The organism is Novosphingobium endophyticum, from assembly GCF_014640675.1.
GTDB classification, from domain to species: Bacteria; Pseudomonadota; Alphaproteobacteria; order Sphingomonadales; family Sphingomonadaceae; genus Novosphingobium; species Novosphingobium endophyticum.
Map to the genome: position 1 here is coordinate 126,549 of NZ_BMHK01000005.1, position 19,830 is coordinate 146,378.

At 64.6% G+C, this 19,830-nt stretch carries 21 protein-coding genes and 1 tRNA gene; 17 read left to right on the plus strand and 5 right to left on the minus strand.

Going from position 1 to position 19,830, the window contains the following annotated elements; translation table 11 throughout:
* The first annotated feature begins 54 nt into the window (after positions 1 to 54).
* From bamA to rpmE, 4 genes are all read left to right on the plus strand, one after another.
* A complete protein-coding gene (bamA, locus tag IEX32_RS05510) occupies positions 55 to 2,694 on the plus strand; it encodes an outer membrane protein assembly factor BamA (RefSeq protein ID WP_188769292.1) in 2,640 nt (879 codons plus the stop codon).
* Entirely contained in the window at positions 2,694 to 3,377 is a 684-nt protein-coding gene (locus IEX32_RS05515; RefSeq protein WP_188769293.1) for an OmpH family outer membrane protein, read from the plus strand. Before bamA ends, IEX32_RS05515 begins: the two co-directional genes overlap by 1 nt.
* A gap of 20 nt (positions 3,378 to 3,397) precedes the next feature.
* Positions 3,398 to 3,850 (plus strand): 3-hydroxyacyl-ACP dehydratase FabZ, encoded by a 453-nt coding sequence (fabZ, locus tag IEX32_RS05520; RefSeq protein ID WP_188769294.1) that lies wholly within the window; start codon positions 3,398 to 3,400, stop codon positions 3,848 to 3,850.
* A gap of 251 nt (positions 3,851 to 4,101) precedes the next feature.
* On the plus strand, positions 4,102 to 4,329 hold the full coding sequence (gene rpmE / locus IEX32_RS05525) for a 50S ribosomal protein L31 (protein WP_188769295.1): 228 nt from the start codon (positions 4,102 to 4,104) through the stop codon (positions 4,327 to 4,329).
* A 63-nt stretch (positions 4,330 to 4,392) separates the two neighbouring features.
* On the opposite strand, the gene IEX32_RS05530 is transcribed toward rpmE, so the two are convergent.
* The gene (locus IEX32_RS05530) at positions 4,393 to 4,764 is read right to left on the minus strand and encodes a PilZ domain-containing protein (RefSeq protein WP_188769297.1); all 372 of its coding nucleotides are present in this window, start codon (positions 4,762 to 4,764) and stop codon (positions 4,393 to 4,395) included.
* A 230-nt stretch (positions 4,765 to 4,994) separates the two neighbouring features.
* On the opposite strand from IEX32_RS05530, the gene IEX32_RS05535 reads away from it, so the two are divergent.
* Positions 4,995 to 5,540, plus strand: a complete 546-nt coding sequence (locus IEX32_RS05535; protein WP_188769299.1) for a superoxide dismutase family protein — start codon at positions 4,995 to 4,997, stop codon at positions 5,538 to 5,540.
* Between the two features lie 44 nt (positions 5,541 to 5,584).
* On the opposite strand, the gene IEX32_RS05540 is transcribed toward IEX32_RS05535, so the two are convergent.
* Complete coding sequence (locus IEX32_RS05540) at positions 5,585 to 6,217, minus strand: prolyl hydroxylase family protein (RefSeq protein ID WP_188769301.1); 633 nt, start codon at positions 6,215 to 6,217, stop codon at positions 5,585 to 5,587.
* A gap of 165 nt (positions 6,218 to 6,382) precedes the next feature.
* On the opposite strand from IEX32_RS05540, the gene IEX32_RS05545 reads away from it, so the two are divergent.
* The 9 genes from IEX32_RS05545 to IEX32_RS05585 all read left to right on the plus strand — a co-directional run bounded on the left by IEX32_RS05545 (position 6,383) and on the right by IEX32_RS05585 (position 13,536).
* Positions 6,383 to 6,459 (plus strand) — tRNA-His (locus IEX32_RS05545).
* 109 nt (positions 6,460 to 6,568) lie between these two features.
* Positions 6,569 to 7,300, plus strand: a complete 732-nt coding sequence (ccmC, locus tag IEX32_RS05550) for a heme ABC transporter permease CcmC (RefSeq protein ID WP_188769307.1) — start codon at positions 6,569 to 6,571, stop codon at positions 7,298 to 7,300.
* Positions 7,300 to 7,443: a hypothetical protein gene (locus tag IEX32_RS05555; protein WP_188769325.1), complete on the plus strand. Its 144-nt coding sequence runs from the start codon at positions 7,300 to 7,302 to the stop codon at positions 7,441 to 7,443. Before ccmC ends, IEX32_RS05555 begins: the two co-directional genes overlap by 1 nt.
* On the plus strand, positions 7,443 to 7,895 hold the full coding sequence (ccmE, locus tag IEX32_RS05560; RefSeq protein ID WP_188769327.1) for a cytochrome c maturation protein CcmE: 453 nt from the start codon (positions 7,443 to 7,445) through the stop codon (positions 7,893 to 7,895). Before IEX32_RS05555 ends, ccmE begins: the two co-directional genes overlap by 1 nt.
* Positions 7,892 to 9,838: a heme lyase CcmF/NrfE family subunit gene (locus IEX32_RS05565; protein ID WP_188769329.1), complete on the plus strand. Its 1,947-nt coding sequence runs from the start codon at positions 7,892 to 7,894 to the stop codon at positions 9,836 to 9,838. The genes ccmE and IEX32_RS05565 overlap by 4 nt, the downstream gene beginning before the upstream one ends.
* Positions 9,835 to 10,398, plus strand: a complete 564-nt coding sequence (locus tag IEX32_RS05570; RefSeq protein WP_188769331.1) for a DsbE family thiol:disulfide interchange protein — start codon at positions 9,835 to 9,837, stop codon at positions 10,396 to 10,398. The genes IEX32_RS05565 and IEX32_RS05570 overlap by 4 nt, the downstream gene beginning before the upstream one ends.
* Complete coding sequence (locus IEX32_RS05575; RefSeq protein ID WP_188769333.1) at positions 10,395 to 10,817, plus strand: cytochrome c-type biogenesis protein; 423 nt, start codon at positions 10,395 to 10,397, stop codon at positions 10,815 to 10,817. The genes IEX32_RS05570 and IEX32_RS05575 overlap by 4 nt, the downstream gene beginning before the upstream one ends.
* Positions 10,814 to 11,479, plus strand: coding sequence for a tetratricopeptide repeat protein (locus IEX32_RS05580; RefSeq protein ID WP_188769335.1), 666 nt, complete (start codon positions 10,814 to 10,816; stop codon positions 11,477 to 11,479). The genes IEX32_RS05575 and IEX32_RS05580 overlap by 4 nt, the downstream gene beginning before the upstream one ends.
* 101 nt (positions 11,480 to 11,580) lie before the next feature.
* Positions 11,581 to 13,536: a potassium transporter Kup gene (locus tag IEX32_RS05585; RefSeq protein WP_188769338.1), complete on the plus strand. Its 1,956-nt coding sequence runs from the start codon at positions 11,581 to 11,583 to the stop codon at positions 13,534 to 13,536.
* Positions 13,537 to 13,563: 27 nt separating this feature from the next.
* On the opposite strand, the gene IEX32_RS05590 is transcribed toward IEX32_RS05585, so the two are convergent.
* The 3 genes from IEX32_RS05590 to IEX32_RS05600 are packed head-to-tail and all read right to left on the minus strand — an operon-like array spanning position 13,564 to position 16,033.
* The gene (locus tag IEX32_RS05590) at positions 13,564 to 14,460 is read right to left on the minus strand and encodes a hydrogen peroxide-inducible genes activator (protein WP_188769340.1); all 897 of its coding nucleotides are present in this window, start codon (positions 14,458 to 14,460) and stop codon (positions 13,564 to 13,566) included.
* Positions 14,457 to 15,668, minus strand: a complete 1,212-nt coding sequence (gene rnd / locus IEX32_RS05595; RefSeq protein ID WP_188769342.1) for a ribonuclease D — start codon at positions 15,666 to 15,668, stop codon at positions 14,457 to 14,459. Before rnd ends, IEX32_RS05590 begins: the two co-directional genes overlap by 4 nt.
* Positions 15,669 to 15,718: 50 nt before the next feature.
* Positions 15,719 to 16,033 (minus strand): hypothetical protein, encoded by a 315-nt coding sequence (locus IEX32_RS05600; RefSeq protein WP_188769344.1) that lies wholly within the window; start codon positions 16,031 to 16,033, stop codon positions 15,719 to 15,721.
* A 181-nt stretch (positions 16,034 to 16,214) separates the two neighbouring features.
* Between IEX32_RS05600 and aspS the strand changes: the two genes are divergently transcribed.
* The 3 genes from aspS to fabF all read left to right on the plus strand — a co-directional run bounded on the left by aspS (position 16,215) and on the right by fabF (position 19,809).
* On the plus strand, positions 16,215 to 18,041 hold the full coding sequence (aspS, locus tag IEX32_RS05605) for an aspartate--tRNA ligase (RefSeq protein WP_188769346.1): 1,827 nt from the start codon (positions 16,215 to 16,217) through the stop codon (positions 18,039 to 18,041).
* A gap of 136 nt (positions 18,042 to 18,177) precedes the next feature.
* Entirely contained in the window at positions 18,178 to 18,414 is a 237-nt protein-coding gene (locus tag IEX32_RS05610) for an acyl carrier protein (protein ID WP_007013838.1), read from the plus strand.
* A 132-nt stretch (positions 18,415 to 18,546) separates the two neighbouring features.
* Positions 18,547 to 19,809 carry a beta-ketoacyl-ACP synthase II gene (gene fabF / locus IEX32_RS05615; protein ID WP_188769348.1) on the plus strand — a complete coding sequence of 421 codons (1,263 nt, stop codon included), beginning with the start codon at positions 18,547 to 18,549 and terminating at the stop codon, positions 19,807 to 19,809.
* Positions 19,810 to 19,830: the final 21 nt, after the last annotated feature.

Genomic DNA, 19,830 nt, shown 5'->3' on the forward strand with positions numbered 1-19,830 from the left:
CTTTCCATCGTCGCCAGGGGCTCTCGCGAAAGCGAATACGGGAATTTGCGTGGAATGATGGGATTGGAAATGGTTCGCGGCACTGATGCCCACCGTGCTTCGCAGTATGCGGCAGTGCTTCTAGGGACCACGATCCTGGCGGGACTGCCGGTGCCCGCATTCGCCCAGGATGCGCCCGAAGCTGCTCCCGCCGGGCAGGCGGCGCCGGCGGCCCAGCAGCAGACGATCCAGGCGATCCGGGTGACCGGTGCCGAGCGCCTCGAGCCGCAGACAGTGATGTCCTATATCCAGCTTCGCGTCGGCCAGCCCTACACCAAGGCGGCGGCGGATGCGGCGCTCAAGGATCTCTACGCGACGGAGCTTTTCGCCGACGTCCAGATCACCAACGAAAACGGCATCGTCACCATTCAGGTGAAGGAAAACCCGGTCGTCAACCGCATCATCCTTGAGGGCAACAAGCGCATCAAGGACGACAAGATCCTGCCCGAGATCAAGGTCGCGCCGCGCCAGATCTTCACCCGGTCGAAGATTCGCGCCGACGTCGCGCGCATCATTGAGCTGTACAAGCGCCAGGGCCGCTACGCCGCGACGGTCGAGCCGAAGATGGTCATGCTCGACCAGAACCGCGTGGACATCGTCTTCGAGATCACCGAGGGCGACAAGTCGAAGGTCCGCCAGATCAATATCATCGGCAACGAGCATTTCTCCGACGGGGAACTGCGCGGCGAGATGGTGACCAAGCAGGCGCGCTTCACGCGCATCTTCAGCTCGAGCACCAGCTACGATCCCGATCGCATGGCGTTCGACCAGCAGAAGCTGCGGCAGTTTTACCTGACCGAAGGTTATGCCGACTTCCGCGTGGTCTCGGCCGTGGCCGAGCTGACGCCCGACAAGAAGGACTTCATCATCACCTACGTGGTGGAGGAAGGCCAGCGCTACAAGTTCGGCGACGTGAAGGTCGAGAGCCAGCTGCGCGATTTCGACAGCGAAAGGCTCACCGGCAACCTGCCGATGAAGGCGGGCGACTGGTACAACGCCAAGCTCGTCGAGGACACGATCGAGAGCCTGAACGAGACCGCCGGCGCCTATGGTTACGCCTTCGCCGACGTGCGGCCGCAGTACGACCGCAACAAGGAAGACCTCACCATGGGTCTTACCTTCGTCATCCAGGAAGCGCCGCGCGTCTATGTCGAGCGCATCGACATCAACGGCAACACGCTGACCCAGGACAAGGTAATCCGTCGCGAGTTCCGCCTCGCCGAGGGCGATGCGTTCAACTCGTTGCAGGTCAGGCGTTCGACCAACCGCATCAAGTCGCTCGGCTACTTCCAGGAGAAATTCGAGGTCGAGCAGAAACCCGGCAGCGCCGAGGACCGCATCGTCCTCGAGGCAAACGTCGAGGAGAAGCCGACCGGCGAACTGCAGCTTTCGGCCGGTTTCTCCAGCCTTGAGAGCTTCATCTTCCAGGCCTCTATCCGCCAGCGCAACTTCCGCGGCCGAGGCCAGACCGTCGGCCTCTCGGGCAGCTATTCACGTTATTCGAAGAGCGTGGAGGCGAGCTTCGTCGAGCCCTACCTGTTCGACAAGAACGTTTCCGTGGGCGTCGATGTCTACCGGCGCGATTTCAACAGCTTCCGGTTCCGCTCGGGCAACACTCGGGATACGACCTACGAGCAGACTACGACGGGCTTCCAGATCCGCGCCGGCGTGCCGCTGACCGAGTATCTGACGGCTGTCGGGCGTTACACGCTCAACTATGACGACATCTCGCTCGATGAATCGACCTATTTCTCCAATCGCGTCGACCCCAACGTCCGCCAGTGCGACCCGCTGTTCGCCGGGCGCTACCTTTGCGATGCGATCGGCAAGCGTCTCAGTTCGATCCTCGGCCTCTCGCTGATCTACGATACGCTGGACAATCGCGTTCGTCCCTCGCGCGGGGAATCGGCATCGATCAACGTCGATGTCGCGGGGCTCGGCGGCGACGTTCAGTATGCGCGCCTCCGTGCCAACGCCGCCAAGTACTGGCCGCTCGGCGGCGGGTTCATCTTCTCGCTTTCGGGTGAGGGCGGCGTGATCAAGGGCTACGGCGGCGACGACGTGCGCCTCACCGACCGCTTCTTCCTCGGCGAACCGCAGATGCGCGGCTTCGGTATTCGCGGCGTTGGCCCGCGCATCCTGCGCAAGCGGCTCACCATTGATTCCGACGGGGACGATATTCTCGATACCCCGTCTCCCAAGCGCAGCGAGTGGAATGACGACGCGCTGGGGGGCAAATACTATTACCTTGGCCGTGCGGAGCTCGAAATTCCGTTGGGTTCCGGCGCGCGCGAGTTGGGGCTGCGGCCTTCGATCTTCGCTGATGTTGGCGCGGTATGGGGCGTCAAGCAGCCGGAAACCACGCAGTGCAATCCCGGCTGCAACGAGATTTTCACCGATGCGGACGGCCGCCAGACCACCGAACCGACGGCTCCGGACGGCACGCCCAATACACCGTTCGATCCGGCGAGGTACCAGTTCCAATTCGTTGAGGAATTTGTCGGCAACACCTGGAAGCCGCGCGTTGCTGTCGGTATCGGCGTGAACTGGAATTCGCCTTTCGGTCCGTTCCGGATCGACTTCTCGAGAGTCCTTCTCAAGGAAGAGGGGGACGACACCAAGGCCTTCACCTTCAACGTGGGAACACAATTCTGATGAAAACTCTTATCAAGTCCGCCGCGCTGGCTTCGAGCCTGGCGCTGGCCACCGTCGCCGTCCAGCCTGCCCTTGCGCAGAGCACCGGCACCATCGTTCAGGGCCTCGGCGTCGCCAGCTTCGATGCGGTGATCGCCAACTCGAACGCCTACAAGACCGCCGAGCAGCAGCGCCAGACCACCTACAAGGCGCAGTACGATCAGGCGAAGGCGCGCAGCGAAGCCATTCAGGCCCAGCTCAAGCCGCTGGTCGACAAGTTCAACGCCGATCGCCAGGCCGCCAAGCCGAACCAGACCGCGCTGCAGCAGCAGGCCGCGCAGATCCAGCAGATGCAGGAAAACGGCCAGCGCGAGATTCAGCAGATCCTCGCGCCGGTCGCGATGTCGCAGGCCTATGTCAACGAGCAGATCGAGGACAAGCTGGACGCGGCCGTCAAGGCGGCGATGACCAAGAAGAAGGTCTCGATCCTCCTTTCGCCCGAGGCGATCCTGGCCGTCAACGGCAACGCCTATAATCTCAATCAGGACATCCTGAACGAGCTGAACTCGGCGCTTCCCTCGGCGCAGCTGGTCCCGCCGTCGGGCTGGGAACCGCGCCAGATCCGCGAGGCACGCGCGCAGCAGCAGGCCGCCGCTCAAGCACAGGCCCCGGCTGCCGGCGTTACTCAGCCGACCGGCCGCTGAGACCTGAGCGGAGGGCGGCCATGAGCGAAGCAACCGGACAGGTCTACGATACCGCGAAGATTCTGGCGGCGCTTCCGCACCGCTATCCGATGCTGCTGGTCGACCGCGTGGTCTCCTTCACCGAGGAGGAGATCCATGCGGTCAAGGCAGTCAGCTTCAACGAGGAATTCTTCCAGGGCCATTTCCCCGGCCGCCCGATCATGCCCGGTGTCCTCCAGATCGAGGCGTTGGCGCAGGCGGCGGGAATCCTTGCGATCGAATCGCTCGGCCTCGCCGGCACCGGCAAGCTGGTCTATTTCATGGCGATCGAGGAAGCGAAGTTCCGCAATCCGGTGACTCCCGGCCACCTGCTGGACCTGCGCGCCGGCTTCGTCCAGAAGCGCTCGCGCGTGTGCAAGTTCTGGGGCAAGGCCTCGATCGACGACAAGGTGACCTGCGAGGTGAACTTTACCGCGATGATCGCGGATAGTTGACCCGAGCCAGAAGGTACACGTCATCCCGGACTTGATCCGGGACCGATGGAGGTCGTTCGGCGAGTTCTTTCGGCGAGGCAGCGCGTAAACACCGCTACAGGTCCCGGATCAAGTCCGGGATGACGGCGGTTTCGAATGTCCCGATCGCCTATTGGACCTTCCAGTGCTTGCATTTCCGCGCACCCGGCGCTATGCGCGCCGCTTTCCAAGGCAGGCCGGTCGGAACCGGCCACATGCGAAAGAGATTCGAAATGAAGGCCGATACGCATCCCGACTACCACATGATCACGGTGCAGATGACCGACGGCACCACCTTCCAGACCCGCTCGACCTGGGGTTCGGAGGGCGACACGCTGGTCCTCGACATCGATCCGACCTCGCACCCGGCCTGGACCGGCGGCACGCAGCGGGTCAACGAAGGCGGCCGGGTTGCCCAGTTCAACAAGCGTTTCGGCGGGCTTTCGCTCAAGAAGTCCTGAGCGCAGCGTTTCATCGCGACACAAGAAGGGGCGGTCCGGCGAGGACCGCCCTTTTTTTGCCTCCTAACCTTCGAGGCCGGTGTCCATCATGGCCTGCCAGTCGTGGCGATAGGTAGGGACCTGGCGCAGGAATTCCATTCCGGCGGTATTGCCACGAACCCAGCGTACGATAGCGGGCATTTTCGGTTCCGCGCCGAGCCCGATAGAGACAAACGCTCCCTGCCGCAGCGAATCGGCGTCGGTCCTTACGCAGCAGCCGTGCAGCGAAACGTCGGCCAGCAGTGCCGAGGCATACGTGCCGTTGGAAAATTCCAGAGTGGCTTCGAAACAGGTGGGATGCCGCGGCTCGCGCCGGCGGTCTTCGGCCGTGATCTCGTCGGCGGCGATCAACCTTCTTGGCAATGTGTTCACGACGGTGCGTCTCCGGCCTGGCATTGATGTCTCCCTCGAGGATCGTCGCGGAAAATTAACCGGCCTTGACGAGATGTCCTTGCCGTCGCGGTAACAATTGGGCCGCAATTGCCTTTCAGGCCGATAAGCCTAGCCTATGGAGCGCTGCGTAGATTTGCGCCGGACTGGAGGGAACTCCGGCATGTGCCGTCGATTGATCAGTGGCAAGGTCGCTGATCCCGTCGGGGAGACCCGGTCCTGAATGGAGGAGAGTAATGATCCGTACCGTCAAAACACTGGCCATCTGTGCCGCCGCCTTGAGCGCTTCCGCCGCCACGGCCGACCACCACGAACATGCCGGAGCGTCGGCGGTTCATGCAGACGTGATCGGGCTGGACGGCGCATCGCTTGGCATGGTCATGTTGCGGGAAACGCCACACGGCGTGCTGGTGATGACTGATCTGAAGGGCTTGCCCGAAGGCGAACACGGATTTCATTTCCACGAAAAGGGCGTGTGCGATCCCGGCGAGAAATTCACGACTGCCGGCGGCCACTTCGCCGCCGGTGGCGCCAAGCACGGCATCCTGATCGAGGAAGGGCCGCACGGAGGCGACATGCCCAACCAGCACGTCGCTGCCGACGGCATGCTCAAGACGCAGATATACAACACGGGCGTGACTCTGGGGGATGGGCCGAAGTCGCTGGAGGACGCCGACGGCTCGGCTCTGGTGATCCATGCCGGTGCGGACGATTACAAGAGCCAGCCCTCCGGCGATGCCGGCGGCCGTATCGCCTGCGCGGTGATCAGCGCTCCCAAATAAATGACCTGCGGCCAGGGGGAGGGCCTTTCCCTCTCCCGGCCCTTTTATCCCCAGGGACGCTCCCGGTACCACTGGGTGATGACGTACTTGCGCCCCTTGCGCACTTTCATCGCATGGTGGAGCGTAGCCGGATTCAGGCTGCCGTCGGGGCGGCGGTTGTTCCAGCCGAGCAGCTTGCCGGCTTCGGGTTTGACGATCTTGTCGATCATCTTGAAACGCGTGGCGCCGCCGGCCTCGACATCGTTGAGATAGACCATGAAGGTCCAGGTGCGCTGCCCGGCGACCGCGCAGTATCTTTCGTAATCGGCGTTGTTCGGCTCGAAGTAGTCGGTATGGGCCTTGAATTCCTGTCCTACCTCATAGCGCTGCCCCTGCAGCGGCTCGGCATGTGCGAGAGAAATGCCGGAAAGCGCGGATAGCCGATCCGCCAGCCGCGCGACGGCCGGATGCTCCGCGGACAGGTCGCAGGTGCAGCTCGTCCGGAACGCGGCATCGCCGTTATGGTTCGCCACGGTCGAGGGGCGGTATTCCGACTCGATCAGGTCGGCCAGCTCGGCGCATTCCTGTGCGGACAGGAACTCGCGCATGACGAACAGTTCGAGTTTCCGGGATGACGCCCGCTGCATTCTGTCATGCGACAGAAGCAGCGCTTCGGATGATTCGCCCGGGGTTTGCATCGCGCGGACCCTAGCGGTAAATTGCGGAGGTTGGCATGGCGATCAGTTTTTTTGCTTTGCAAGATCGCTCGCCATGTGCAAAGGCGCGCTCCCGCACGGATCGCTCGTAGCAGCGAGCCCGCGCGGTATTCCGGCGGCGGGGGAAACGGCCCCGGCCCTGGCGTGGCGATCGTAGCTCAGTTGGTTAGAGCGCCGGTTTGTGGTACCGGAGGTCGTGGGTTCGAACCCCATCGATCGCCCCATTCTTCCTCGGAACATATGGGATTGTAAGCCGGCTGGCGGCTGAAAACCGATCGGCTCTGACACGAGGCACTTGCTCCTTGCGTAACGGTCTTTAGAAGCGCGCCTGTCATGCATGGCTTTGCCAATCCCGCCCGCTTTCTGCGCATTGCCCGCTGGCTGATGCCGTTGTGCCTGGGCGCGGGTATCGTGATCGCGACGCTGGCGCTCGGCTGGGGACTGTTCCGCGCGCCTCCGGAACGCTTGCAGGGCGACACCGTTCGTATCGTCTTCCTGCATGTGCCGGCGGCCTGGCTCGGCATGGCCGGATGGATGGGGATCGCGGCGGCCAGTTTCACCGAACTGGTCTGGCGGCATCCGCTGGCCGGGATCGCCGCGCGGGGCTGCGCGGTGCCGGGTGCGGTGTTTACTGCCGTCTGCCTTGTCACCGGATCGCTCTGGGGCCGTCCCGCCTGGGGCACATGGTGGGTCTGGGACGGGCGGCTGACGAGCATGCTGGTGCTGCTCTTCCTCTATTTCGGCTGGATGGCGCTGTCGCAGGCGAGCGAGGCGAGCGCTGGCGGGCATACGCGTGCGCCGGCGATCTTCGGACTGGTCGGGGCCGTCAACATTCCGATCATCCACTATTCGGTGATCTGGTGGAACAGTCAGCACCAGCCGCCCAGCATCTCGATGGGCAAATCGGCGATGGACGCGGCGTTCCTCTGGCCGCTGTTTGCCTCCATGCTCGGTTTTTCGCTGATTTTCGCGGGCGTCGTCCTGGCGCGCATGCGGGCGATCCTGGCTGACCAGCAGGCCGACGCGCGCTTGCGCCGGAAAGCCATGGCAGAGGCGACCTACTGATGCGCGAGGTCATGGATGCCTGGACGTTCGTGATCGCGTCATATGTCGTCGGCGTTGGCGCGGCGGCAGTGATGATCGCATGGTCGCTCCTGTCGATGAAGCGCGCCGAAAAGCGCCGCGACGAGGCACAGGGGAAGCGCTGATGGCGATCAAGGCAAAGCATCAGCGGCTCGTGCTGCTCGCCATCGCGCTGATCGTGCTGATCGGTGCCGGCCTGCTCGCGGCTTGGGCGCTGCGCAACCAGGCCAGCTATTTCTACGTTCCCAGCGAGATCGTCGCCGATCCGCCGGCCCCGGACCGTGCGGTGCGATTGGGCGGCATGGTCGAGCAGGGCTCGCTCAGGACCGAGGCCGACGGCGTGACCATCGCCTTCGTCGTGCAGGACGGCGACGCGCGCGTTCCCGTGCGTTTTTCCGGCATCATCCCCTCGCTCTTCGTCGAGGGATCGGGCGTCGTCGCCGAAGGGCGCATGGGCCGGAATGGAGTCTTCATTGCCGACAATCTGCTGGCCAAGCATGACGAGAACTATATCCCGCGCGAGATGCAGGAGATGACCACCGCGCAAGCCGAACGGGTGGTGGCGGAAACCAGATGATCGCGGAACTCGGTCTTGCCGCGCTCTGGCTGGCGGCCGCGCTCGCGGCGCTGCAACTCGTATCGGGCGCGCTCGGCCTGACACCGAAGGGCGCGGCGCTGGCCGGCATCGTCAGGCCGGTGGCGGTCGTGCAGGGCCTGCTCGCGCTTACCGCCTTCATCTGCCTGATCTATGTCTTCGCCGTCACCGATCTCTCGGTGAAGCTGGTGGCGATGAACTCGCACTCGATGAAGCCGCTGGTTTTCAAGATCGCCGGCGCCTGGGGCAACCACGAAGGCTCGATGCTGCTGTGGGTCACTGTCATGGGCATGGCGGGCGGCGTCGTCGCGCTGATCGAGAGGCGATTGCCCGAGCGTACCATGCTGGCGACGCTGGCCGGGCAGGCGTTCGTCAGCATTGGCTTCTATGCTTTCCTGCTGATCGCATCGAATCCGTTCGAGCGGCTTTCTCCGACCCCGGTCGAGGGTAATGGCCTCAATCCGCTGCTGCAGGACCTTGGCCTCGCGTTCCACCCCCCGACGCTCTACCTGGGCTATGTCGGGCTCTCTGTGGCCTTCAGCTTTGCGATCGGCGCGCTGGTCACCCGCGAAGTCGGGCCGGCTTTCGCGCGCGCCATGCGGCCCTGGGTGCTGGCGGCCTGGATATTCCTGACGGCCGGCATCGCCGCCGGCTCCTACTGGGCCTATTACGAGCTTGGCTGGGGCGGCTGGTGGTTCTGGGATCCGGTCGAGAACGCCTCGCTCATGCCCTGGCTGGCCGCGACCGCGCTGCTGCACTCCGTCAGCGTGCTGGCCGCGCGCAACGCGCTCAGGGCCTGGACGATCATGCTCGGCGTCGTCGCCTTCTCGATGTCGATGGTCGGTACCTTCCTGGTGCGCTCGGGAATCCTGACCAGCGTCCACGCCTTCGCCGTCGATCCGGAGCGCGGCAGCTTCATCCTCGTCCTGCTGGCGATCTATATCGGCGGGGCGCTGACGCTCTTTGCCCTGCGCGCCGGGACCGTGACCGAAGGCGAGCGCTTCGCCCTGGTGAGCCGCGAGGGGGCGCTGGTGTTCAACAACGTCATGCTCTCGGCGATCCTGGGCATCGTGCTGTTCGGCACGCTCTATCCGCTTGTGGCCGAGGCGATGGGGGCGAAGGTCTCGGTCGGGCCGCCGTACTTCAACCCGATGGGCGCGCTCTTCGTGGTGCCGATGCTGGTCGTGCTGGCGGTGGGGCCGCTGCTGCGCTGGAGAAACGATCGATTCGGCCGGGTTGGCGGGCGCCTCGTCATTCCCGCCATGCTGGTCGCCGCCGGAGCGATGGCGCTGCTGGTGATGGGCGGCGTCTCGCTGCTGCCGTTCCTCGGCCTCGTGCTCGCGGTGGGCCTTGCCTGGGCGAGCCTGTTGCCGCTGCGCGAGCGCAAGCTGCGCCGCACGCCGTTGGCGGTCTGGGGCATGGTCATGGCCCATTTCGGCGTGGCCGTTTCGCTTTTCGGCATGAGCAGCGAGAGTGCCTTCTCGATTGAAAAGCTGGTGGCCGTGAACGCCGGAGATACTACCGAAGTCGGCCCCTGGCTGGTCCGCCTCGATGGCGTCGAGCCGGTCGCGGGGCCGAACTGGACCGCGCTCGAAGCCCAGCTCAAGGTGCGCTACAAGGATGCCGATCCGGTCATGGTCCGCCCGCAGTCGCGCAGCTTCTGGACGCCGCCGCAGCAGACCAGCGAATCGGCGCTGCTGACGCGCTGGAACGGGCAGCTCTATGCCGTGCTCGGCGGCGAGGGCGAGGACGGGCGCTGGCAGCTTCGCTTGTGGTGGAAGCCTTTCGTCACGCTGATCTGGATCGGCGGCCTGTTGATCGCCTTTGGCGGCGTTCTGGCCCTGATCGGCCGGGTGAAGAGCGATCTGCGCCGCATCATCGCGCGTGACAGAACCGCCGACAGACGCGAGAGTCAGGGCCGATGAGCGAGGAAACGCCTACCACGACGCGCAAGGGAGGAGGCTGGGCGATCTGGCTGCCGCTGGCGCTGTTCGCGGCTTTCGTGGCGCTCGTGCTGATCGGGCTCCTGCGCCCGGCGGACCGCAATGTTGAAAGCACGCTGATCGGCAAACCGGTGCCCGAGTTCCAGCTTCCGCCCGCGCTGCCGGCCCGTCCCGGCCTCGACAGCAGGGATCTGGCGAACGGGAAGCCGCATCTCGTCAACATTTTCGCCAGCTGGTGCCTGCCGTGCCGTGTCGAGGCACCGCAGTTGGCCGCCCTTGCGGAGGCGGGGGTGCCCATCGAAGGCATCTCGGTTCGCGACACGACCGAGGCCCTGCAGCGCTTCCTCGACGAGCATGGCGATCCCTTCCAGCGGATCGGCGCCGACGATGATGGCAAGGTGCAGCTCTCGCTCGGCTCCTCCGGTGTGCCGGAGACCTACGTGATCGATGGCAAGGGCGTGATCCGTTACCAGCACATTGGCGAGATCCGTCCCGAGCATGTGCCGCTGATCCTCGACAAGCTGCGGGAGGCTTCCAGATGAGCCGCCTCATTGTCATGCTCCTGGCCGCGATCGGCCTGTTCTGCGCCGTGCCTTCGCTGGCGCAGGAAGAGCAGTCGACCGCGCCTTACGCCTATCGCCAGCTCGACGACCCGGCCAAGGAGCAACAGGCGCAGGACCTGATGGAAACGCTGCGCTGCCTCCAGTGCCAGGGCCAGTCCATCGCCGATTCGGACGCGCCGATCGCCGGTTCGATGCGCTCGCTGGTGCGCGAACGCATCGCTAGCGGTGAGCGGCCCGAAGAGATTCGCGCCTGGCTGATCGAGCGCTATGGGGACTACGTCAGCTATGCGCCGCAACTGACCTCGCTCACCTGGCCGTTGTTCGCGGTGCCGCTGGCGCTTGTCCTGCTTGCATTCCTGCTGCTGCGGCGACGTTTCCGCAGGGGGGGAGATCGATGATCTGGGTTCTGGTCGTCCTTCTCGCCGTGGCGGGGTTCGCTTTCATGGTCTTCGTGCTGAAGGCGCCGCGCGGCGGGCGGGAGGCGATTGCGGCGGCGCTCGTGCTTGGCATCGCCGGTTACGCCTCGCAGGCGAGCCCGGGCCTTCCGGGGCAGCCCAAGGCGGCTGTCGAGTCGATTTCCGGGGATGCCGCCGCGATGGTCGATGCGCGCGGCAAGGTCTCCGACAGCAGCATTCCGCCCAATGACCGCTGGGTGGTGATCGCGGACGGCCTCGCCCGCAACGGTCGCTATGGCGACGCGGCCGCGGTCCTGCGCGGTGCCGTCAAGGCCAATCCCGGAAATTCGGAAGCCTGGCTGGCGATGGGCAACGCGCTCGTCGCGCATTCGGATGGGCTGCTGACACCAGCCGCGCTCTATGCGTTCCGCCGCGCCGCGCGCGCCGATCCCGAAGCGCCGGGGCCGCCGTTCTTCCTCGGCCTCGCTTTCGCGCAGTCGGGCCGCTACGCCGAAGCGCGGCGGCTCTGGGCCGATCTGCTCGAGCGCACGCCGCAGGATGCTCCGTTCCGCGATGCGCTTGCCGAACAGCTTGACAGACTCGATGCCTTTATCGGCGGGCAAGGTGGCGGCGAGGGCATGTCCGCTGGCGGGTCACCTCCATAAATCGCATTCAAGTATCGTTGCCTGGGCCTCATCATGCTGCTAACGGCCGGCGCTTGCCGCAGCTGCGAGATGGGTTATCCAGTCCATGACGGGGCGCACGAATGAGTGACGAAAATGCGGACTCCGCTGGTACCCCGTCGGTAATCGATCCGGCGACGGCATCCACGACTCGGGCGCACAAGGATCGCTCCGGCAATATCGCCAAGCTTGCCTTCGGGGCGGTTGGCGTCGTTTTCGGCGATATCGGCACCAGCCCGATCTACGCCTTTCGCGAAACCTTCGTGGGTCCGCACCCGCTGGCGATCGACGAACTGCACGTCCTTGGCGTGGTCAGCCTGATCTTCTGGTCGATGACGCTGGTCGTCGCGGTGCAATATGTCGGCATCCTTATGCGCGCGGACAACAAGGGGCAGGGCGGCAGCCTTGCCCTCGTCGCGCTGATCTCGGGCCATATCAAGAAATCGCGGTATGGCGGGCTCGTCGTGTTGCTCGGCGTTTTCGCGACCGCCCTGTTCTATGGCGATTCGATGATCACTCCGGCAATCTCGGTGTTGTCCGCGGTCGAGGGGCTCACGGTGGTCGAGGCGCGTCTGGCGCCGCTGGTGCTGCCGATCGCGCTGATCCTGCTGATCGGCCTCTTCGTTCTGCAGAAGAGCGGCACGGCAAGAGTCGGCGCACTCTTCGCGCCGGTCATGGTGATCTACTTCTGCACCCTTGCGGTGCTGGGCGTCTACCACCTGGTGCAGATGCCCGAAGTGCTTGTGGCGCTGAACCCCTGGTACGCGATCCAGTTCTTCCTCACCGACAAGATGCTGGGCTTCCTGGCGCTCGGTTCGGTCGTGCTGGCGGTGACCGGCGCCGAGGCGCTCTATTCGGACATGGGGCACTTCGGGCGCGGGCCGATGCGCTTCTCGTGGTTCGGATTCGTCATGCCCTGCTTGCTGATCAACTACTTCGGCCAGGCGGCGATGATCCTGAGCATGGACGATGTGGCGGCGGCGCAGGCGATGGAGAACCCGTTCTTCAACCTCGCGCCTGAGTATCTGCGCCTGCCGCTGGTCATCCTGGCGACCTGCGCCACGTTCATCGCCAGCCAGGCGGTGATCTCGGGCGCGTTCTCGATCACGCACCAGGCGATGCAGCTCGGCTTCATCCCGCGCCTCTCCACCCGCCACACCAGCGAGCATGAGGTCGGGCAGATCTACATCCCCTTCGTCAACTGGGCGCTGATGGTGGGCGTGATCGCCCTTGTCCTCACCTTCCAGAACTCGTCGAACCTCGCCTCGGCCTATGGTATTGCCGTCACCGGCGCGATGCTGATCGACACCTGCCTGATGACGGTGCTGCTGATCGGGGTGTGGCGCTGGAAGCTGTGGCTGGCGATTCCGGTTATCGTCACCTTTTTCGTGGTCGACGGCGCCTATTTCGCCGCCAACGCGACCAAGATCGCCGACGGCGGGTGGTTCCCGCTGCTGATAGGCGGCGTCGCCTTCACGCTGTTGACGACCTGGAACAAGGGCCGCCGCCTGATGCGCCTGCGCATGACCGAGGCCGCGCTTCCGCTCAACGTCTTCGCCAAGAGCGCCCATGGCAGCGCCGCGCGCGTGCCGGGCACGGCGATCTTCATGGCCTCGACCAACATCGGCGTGCCTTCGGCGCTGCTGCACAATATCAAGCACAACAAGGTGCTGCATGAGCGCGTCGTGGTCCTGACCGTCGAAGTGGCGGACGTACCCTACGTCGAGGCGGGCGAGCGCTATGAGGTCGTGGACCTGGGGCAGGGCTTCTATCGCCTGACCTTGCGCTATGGCTTCATGGAAGAGACCGACATTCCCTCTGCGCTCGCCAATTCGCAGATCTGCGGTGCGCCGTTCGAGATGATGAAGACCAGCTTCTTCCTCTCGCGCCAGACGCTGCTGCCTGCCGACAAGCCGGGCATGGCGATCTGGCGCGAAAAGCTCTTCTCGTGGATGATGCGCAACGCGGCAAGCGCCATGGAATTCTTCCGCCTGCCGACCAATCGCGTCGTCGAACTGGGCAGCCAGCTCGAGATCTGACCGGGGGGCCTAGAGCGGCACGCCGCTCTAGCCCGCCCGCAGTTCGTCCGCCAGCATCCGGAATTCCTCCGAACGCGGTGAGTTCTTGCGCCATACCAGCGCGATCTCGCGGTTGGCGTTGGGCGAAAGCAGGGGCCGTGCCACGACGTCTGTGCCGTTGAGAATGCCCGCGTCGAGCGCCATTTCCGGCAGCATCGTCAGCCCCAGACCGTTGTCGACCATCTGCACCAGCGTGTGCAGGCTGGTGCCGATCATCGTCGCATTGGCGCGCAACTCGGGGCGGTTGCAGGCGGCGAGCGCCTGATCCTTGAGGCAATGCCCATCCTCGAGCAGCAGCAGGCGGTGCTGGTCGATCAGTTCGGGCAGCACTTCCTCGGGCGGGTTGCGCGGATCGTCGTGCGGGAAGGCGACGAAAAAGGCGTCGAGTTCGATCGTCTCCTTCTCCACTTCGCCAGTGGCATAGGGCAGGGCGAGCAGCACGCAGTCCGCGCGCCCGTGGTGAAGCGACTCCATGGCGGCCGCGCTCGGCTCCTCGCGCAGGAACAGTTTCAAGTTGGGGCGCTCGCGCCGCAGGCGCGGTAACATCCGGGGCAGGAGGAACGGCGCGATCGTCGGGATCACGCTCATGCGCAATTCGCCCGAGAGCGGCTTGCCGCTCGACTGCACGAGTTCGGAAAGCTCCTCGGTTTCGCGCAGGATGCGATGCGCCTTGGCGACCACGGTATTGCCCAGCGGAGTGAAACGCACCGCCCGCTTGGTGCGTTCGACCAGAGTGACGTCGAGCAGCGTTTCGAGGTCGCGCAGACCGGCCGAGAGCGTCGATTGCGAGACGAAGCAGGCTTCCGCTGCCCGGCCGAAATGGCCGTGCTCATGCAGCGCCACGAGGTACTGAAGCTGCTTGAGCGTGGGCTGGTAGACCGTCATTCCCGGGCCTGGGCGCGCTCTTCCAGTGGGACGGCGATTTCATCGTCGACGTGCGTCATCTTCAGCTTGCCGTTCTCGACCGCGAAAGCGAGCTTGCCCTCGACCAGATCAAGCGCGTCCCTGCCGAAGACTTCGTAGCGCCAGCCCTGCAGCACGGCGAGGTTCTTGCGTACGCCCGCGGCGAGCATTTCCAGCTCGTCGGTGCGGGAGAGAAGGCGCGCGGCGACGTCGATCTCCCGCGCGCGGATCTTGAGCAGCAGCTTGAGCAGATCGGCCACCAGCGCGCCTTCCTTGCCGAGCGGCGCGCCGCGCGGGACCCGAGGGGGTAGCTCGTCATCGGGCATTGGCTGGGCCCTCTCGATCGTCGCCATCAGGCGCTTGCCGATCTCGTTGTCCTTCCAGCCCTGCGAAAGGCCGCGTACCTTGGCAAGGTCCGCCTGTTGCTTCGGAGGGTGGCTGGCGATGTCGGCAAGCGTCTCGTCGCGGGCGATGCGGCCGCGCGGGAGGTTCTTCGACTGCGCTTCGTGCTCGCGCCATTCGGCGATCGCCTTGAGACGGCCGAGCATGGCGGGATTGCGTCCCGACGCCTTGATCCGTTTCCAGGCCTGCGAGGGATCGTTGCGGTAGTTCTCCGGGTCGGCGAGCTTTTCCATTTCCTGGTCGAGCCATTGGCCGCGTCCGGTCTTCACCAGCCGCTTGAGGATCTTGGGAAAGATCTTCGACAGGTGAGTGACGTCACCGATCGCGTATTCGATCTGCCGCTCCGTCAGCGGACGGCGCGACCAGTCGGTAAAGCGCGCGCCCTTGTCCACGGCGATGCCGAGCCACGATTCGACGAGATTCGAATAGCCGATCTGTTCCGACTGGCTGACCGCCATCATCGCGATCTGCGTATCGAAGATCGGGTGCGGCGTGCGGCCGGTGACGTTGTAGATGATCTCCACATCCTGCCCGCCGGCGTGGAATACCTTGAGCACGTCCTCGTTGTCGGTGAGCAGGTCCAGCATCGGCGAGAGGTCTATGCCTTGGGCCATCGGGTCTATGGCGGCGGCTTCCTCCGTATTGGCGATCTGCACCAGGCAGAGTTCGGGCCAATAGGTGTTCTCGCGCATGAACTCGGTATCGACGCTGATGAAATCCGATTTTGCAAGACGCTCACAAAGGGCGGCGAGGTCTTCGGTCCGGGTTATGAGAGGATGGATGATCATTAATCAGCGGCGTTACGCCGAACGCGTCGCCGGATCAACGGCCCCGTTCATCAGTTTGCCGTCTGGTTACGGCGGAACAGTCGCTGCAGCAGGCTCGGCCGTTTCGTCGCTTCGAGTGCCGCGATGCTTTCCTCGGTGACGATCCGGCGGCGCAGCTGCGTACCGGTGATGTGGTCGGGCGGCGGCGGCAGTTCCCATGCTTGGGGCTCCTGGCCGGGATCGGCATCGGGTTCGGCCAGCTCGCGTAGCTCGTCAAGCCGTGGATGATTTAGCGCGGATTCGCTGGAATCGGTCTCAGGCTCGCTGTGTCCGGGCTGGCCGAATTCGTCCTCCACCGTGCCGTCGATGGTTATGCCAGCCTGCATTTGTTTTCTCCAATGACCCGTGAATACCCGGATAGGCCGTCAGTGGTTTATTTGGAGTTACGGAAGGCCGGGAGGCTCCGGCAAAGCGCGAGCCGGAAATCGCCATCTGGAAATCGGTGCGGCAGTCGACTAGGGGGCTGCGTTTGCACACCTGTTTTTTGAAAAGAAGCGCGATCACGCCATGACCCATCCCTATCGCACTCACACCTGCGGCGCCCTGACGTCGGCCGAGGTCGGCGAGACTGTCCGCCTTTCGGGCTGGGTGCACCGCAAGCGTGATCATGGCGGCGTACTGTTCGTCGACCTGCGCGACCATTACGGGATGACGCAGGTCGTCGCCGATACCGACAGCGCGGCGCTGGAGACGCTCGACGCGCTGCGCCTGGAATCGGTGGTGACGATCGAAGGCGTCGTCAAGGCACGCACCGAAGCGACGGTGAACCCGAACCTCGCGACGGGCGAGATCGAAGTCTTTGCCCGTTCGGCCACCGTCCTGTCCCGCGCCGAGGAACTGCCGATGCCCGTGGCGGGCGAGCAGGAATATCCCGAGGACATCCGACTGCGCTACCGTTTCCTCGACCTGCGCCGCGAGACGCTGCACGCGAACATCATCAAGCGCACGCAGATCATCGCCGACATGCGCCGCCGCATGGAGGGCATCGGCTTCACCGAGTTCTCGACGCCGATCCTCACCGCCTCCTCGCCCGAAGGCGCGCGCGACTTCCTCGTGCCCAGTCGCATTCATCCGGGCAAGTTCTACGCGCTGCCGCAGGCGCCGCAGCAGTACAAGCAGCTCCTGATGGTCGCGGGCTTCGACCGCTATTTCCAGATCGCACCCTGTTTCCGCGACGAGGATCCGCGCGCCGACCGGCTGCCGGGCGAATTCTACCAACTCGATCTGGAGATGAGTTTCGTCACCCAGGAAGAGATCTGGGAGACCATGGAGCCCGTCATGGCGAGCGTGTTCGAACGGTTCGCCGAAGGCAGGCCGGTGACGCCCTCGGGTGAATTTCGCCGCATTCCCTATGCCCAGGCGATGCTGGATTACGGGACGGACAAGCCGGACCTGCGCAATCCGATCCTGATCCGGGACGTTACCGTGCACTTCAAGGAATCGGGCTTCGGCATCTTCGCCGGCATCGTCGAGAACGGCGGCGTGATTCGCGCCATTCCGGCTCCGGGCGCGGGCGCGGGCAGCCGCAAGTTCTTCGACGACATGAACAACTGGGCGCGCTCCGAAGGATTCTCGGGCCTCGGCTACATCAACATCAAGGATGGCGCACCGGGCGGCCCGATCGCCAAGAATCACGGCGAGGACCGGACCGCCGCATTGATCGAGGCGCTTGGTCTTGGCCCCAACGACGGCGTATTCTTCGCCGCCGGCAAGGAAGAGCAGGCGGCCAGGCTCGCCGGCCTCGCGCGCACCCGCACCGCCGAGCAGCTCGACCTTATCGACAGGGATCGTTTCGACCTGTGCTGGATCGTCGACTTCCCGTTCTTCGAATGGGACGAGGACAACAAGAAGGTTGATTTCGCGCACAACCCCTTCTCGATGCCGCAGGGCGGGATGCAGGCGCTGGTCAATCAGGACCCGCTCACCATCAAGGCGTTCCAATACGACCTCGTCTGCAACGGCTACGAGATCGCATCGGGTTCCATCCGTAACCAGTCGCCTGAATTGATGGTCAAGGCTTTCGAACTGGTTGGTCTGTCGAAGCAGGACGTCGAGGAGCGCTTTGGCGGCCTCTACCGCGCATTCCAGTATGGCGCACCGCCCCACGGCGGCATGGCGGCGGGCGTCGATCGAGTCGTCATGCTCCTGTGCGGCGCGCAGAACCTGCGCGAAATAACGCTGTTCCCGATGAACCAGCGCGCTGAGGATCTGCTGATGGGCGCGCCGTCTCCGGCCGAATCCAGGCAGCTTCGCGAACTGCACCTGCGGCTCGTCGACGCCGCCAAACCTGCCGCAAGCACGGCTGGTCACATTGTTGCGCCTGACGCCGGTTGATTGGCCGGCGGCGCGTACCGAAGCCGCCAGGGCGCGAAGTCGGGGAAGTCGCGATGCATGGTACTTGCCAGCGCGACACCTAGTCATTAGGGCGTCTGGCGAGATTAATCCTCCGGATTGTTGAAGGGGTCATAGAATGAGCGATACCGCCGATCGGGTTAAGAAGATCGTCGTCGAACACCTGGGTGTAGAAGCCGACAAGGTTACCGAGGAAGCCAGCTTCATCGACGATCTGGGCGCGGACAGCCTCGACATCGTCGAACTCGTCATGGCCTTCGAGGAAGAATTTGGCGTCGAGATCCCGGACGATGCGGCTGAAAAGATCAGCACCGTCTCGGATGCCATCAAGTACATCGAAGAAAACAAGGGCTGAGCCCGATTGCCGTCCGACGTGGTATCGACCCTTGACTGCAAGGGGATCGCGACCATTTTGGGCGGTATTCAGGATATGAGTACAGGCTCGGCCTCTTGGGGGTTGGGCCTGTTGCCTTTTCGGAGAGTGTGAATGCGTCGCGTTGTCGTTACCGGACTTGGTCTCGTCACCCCGTTGGGCAGTGACGTCGAGACCACATGGGCCAATATCCTCGCTGGCAAGAGCGGTGCTGGGCCCATCACCAGGTTCGATGCTTCGGACCAGAAGTGCCGGATCGCCTGCGAGGTCAAACCCGCCGATCACGAGTACGGTTTCGATGCCAGCAAGCGAGTCGATCACAAGATCCAGCGTCAGGTCGATCCCTTCATCGTCTTCGGCATCGATGCCGCCGGGCAGGCGATCGAGGATGCGGGCCTTGTCGACATGGACGACGCGACGCGGCTCATGGCCGGCTGCTCGATCGGTTCGGGCATCGGCGGCCTGCCGGGGATCGAGAGCGAATCGCTGGTCCTGCACGAGAAGGGCCCCGGCCGTGTCTCGCCGCACTTCGTCCACGGACGCCTGATCAACCTGATCTCGGGCCAGGTCTCGATCAAGTACGGCCTGATGGGGCCGAACCACGCCGTCGTCACCGCCTGCTCGACCGGCGCGCATTCGATCGGCGATGCCGCGCGCATGATCAAGGACGGCGATGCCAACATCATGCTGGCCGGCGGCGCGGAAGCCACGATCTGCCCGATCGGCATCGCCGGCTTCGCGCAGGCGCGCGCGCTCTCGACGAACTTCAACGACGAACCGGCCAAAGCCAGCCGCCCCTACGATCAGGCCCGCGACGGCTTCGTCATGGGCGAGGGTGCGGGCGTCGTCGTGCTGGAGGAATACGAGCACGCCAAGGCGCGCGGCGCGAAGATCTATTGCGAAGTGATCGGCTACGGCCTCTCGGGCGATGCCTATCACGTCACCGCCCCGCACCCGGAAGGCTCGGGCGCCTACCGTTCCATGGCAATGGCGCTGAAAAAGGCCGGCCTCGAGCCCAGGGACATCGACTACATCAACGCCCATGGCACCTCCACGCCGCTCGGTGACGAACTGGAACTGGGGGCTGTCCGCCGTCTCTTCGGCGATGCCATCGACGATGTCTCGATGAGTTCGACCAAGTCGGCGATCGGGCACCTGCTCGGCGGCGCCGGCGCGGTGGAGTCGATCTTCTGCATCCTCGCGATGCGTGACCAGATCGTGCCGCCCACGCTCAACCTCGACAACCCGAGCGAGGGCTGCGCGGGCGTCGACCTCGTGCCGCATACCGCGAAGAAGCGTGATGTGCGGGCGGTGCTCAACAACAGCTTCGGGTTCGGCGGCACCAACGCCAGCCTGGTGATGCGCCAGATCGACTGAGGCGCGAAGGAACGGGCGGGC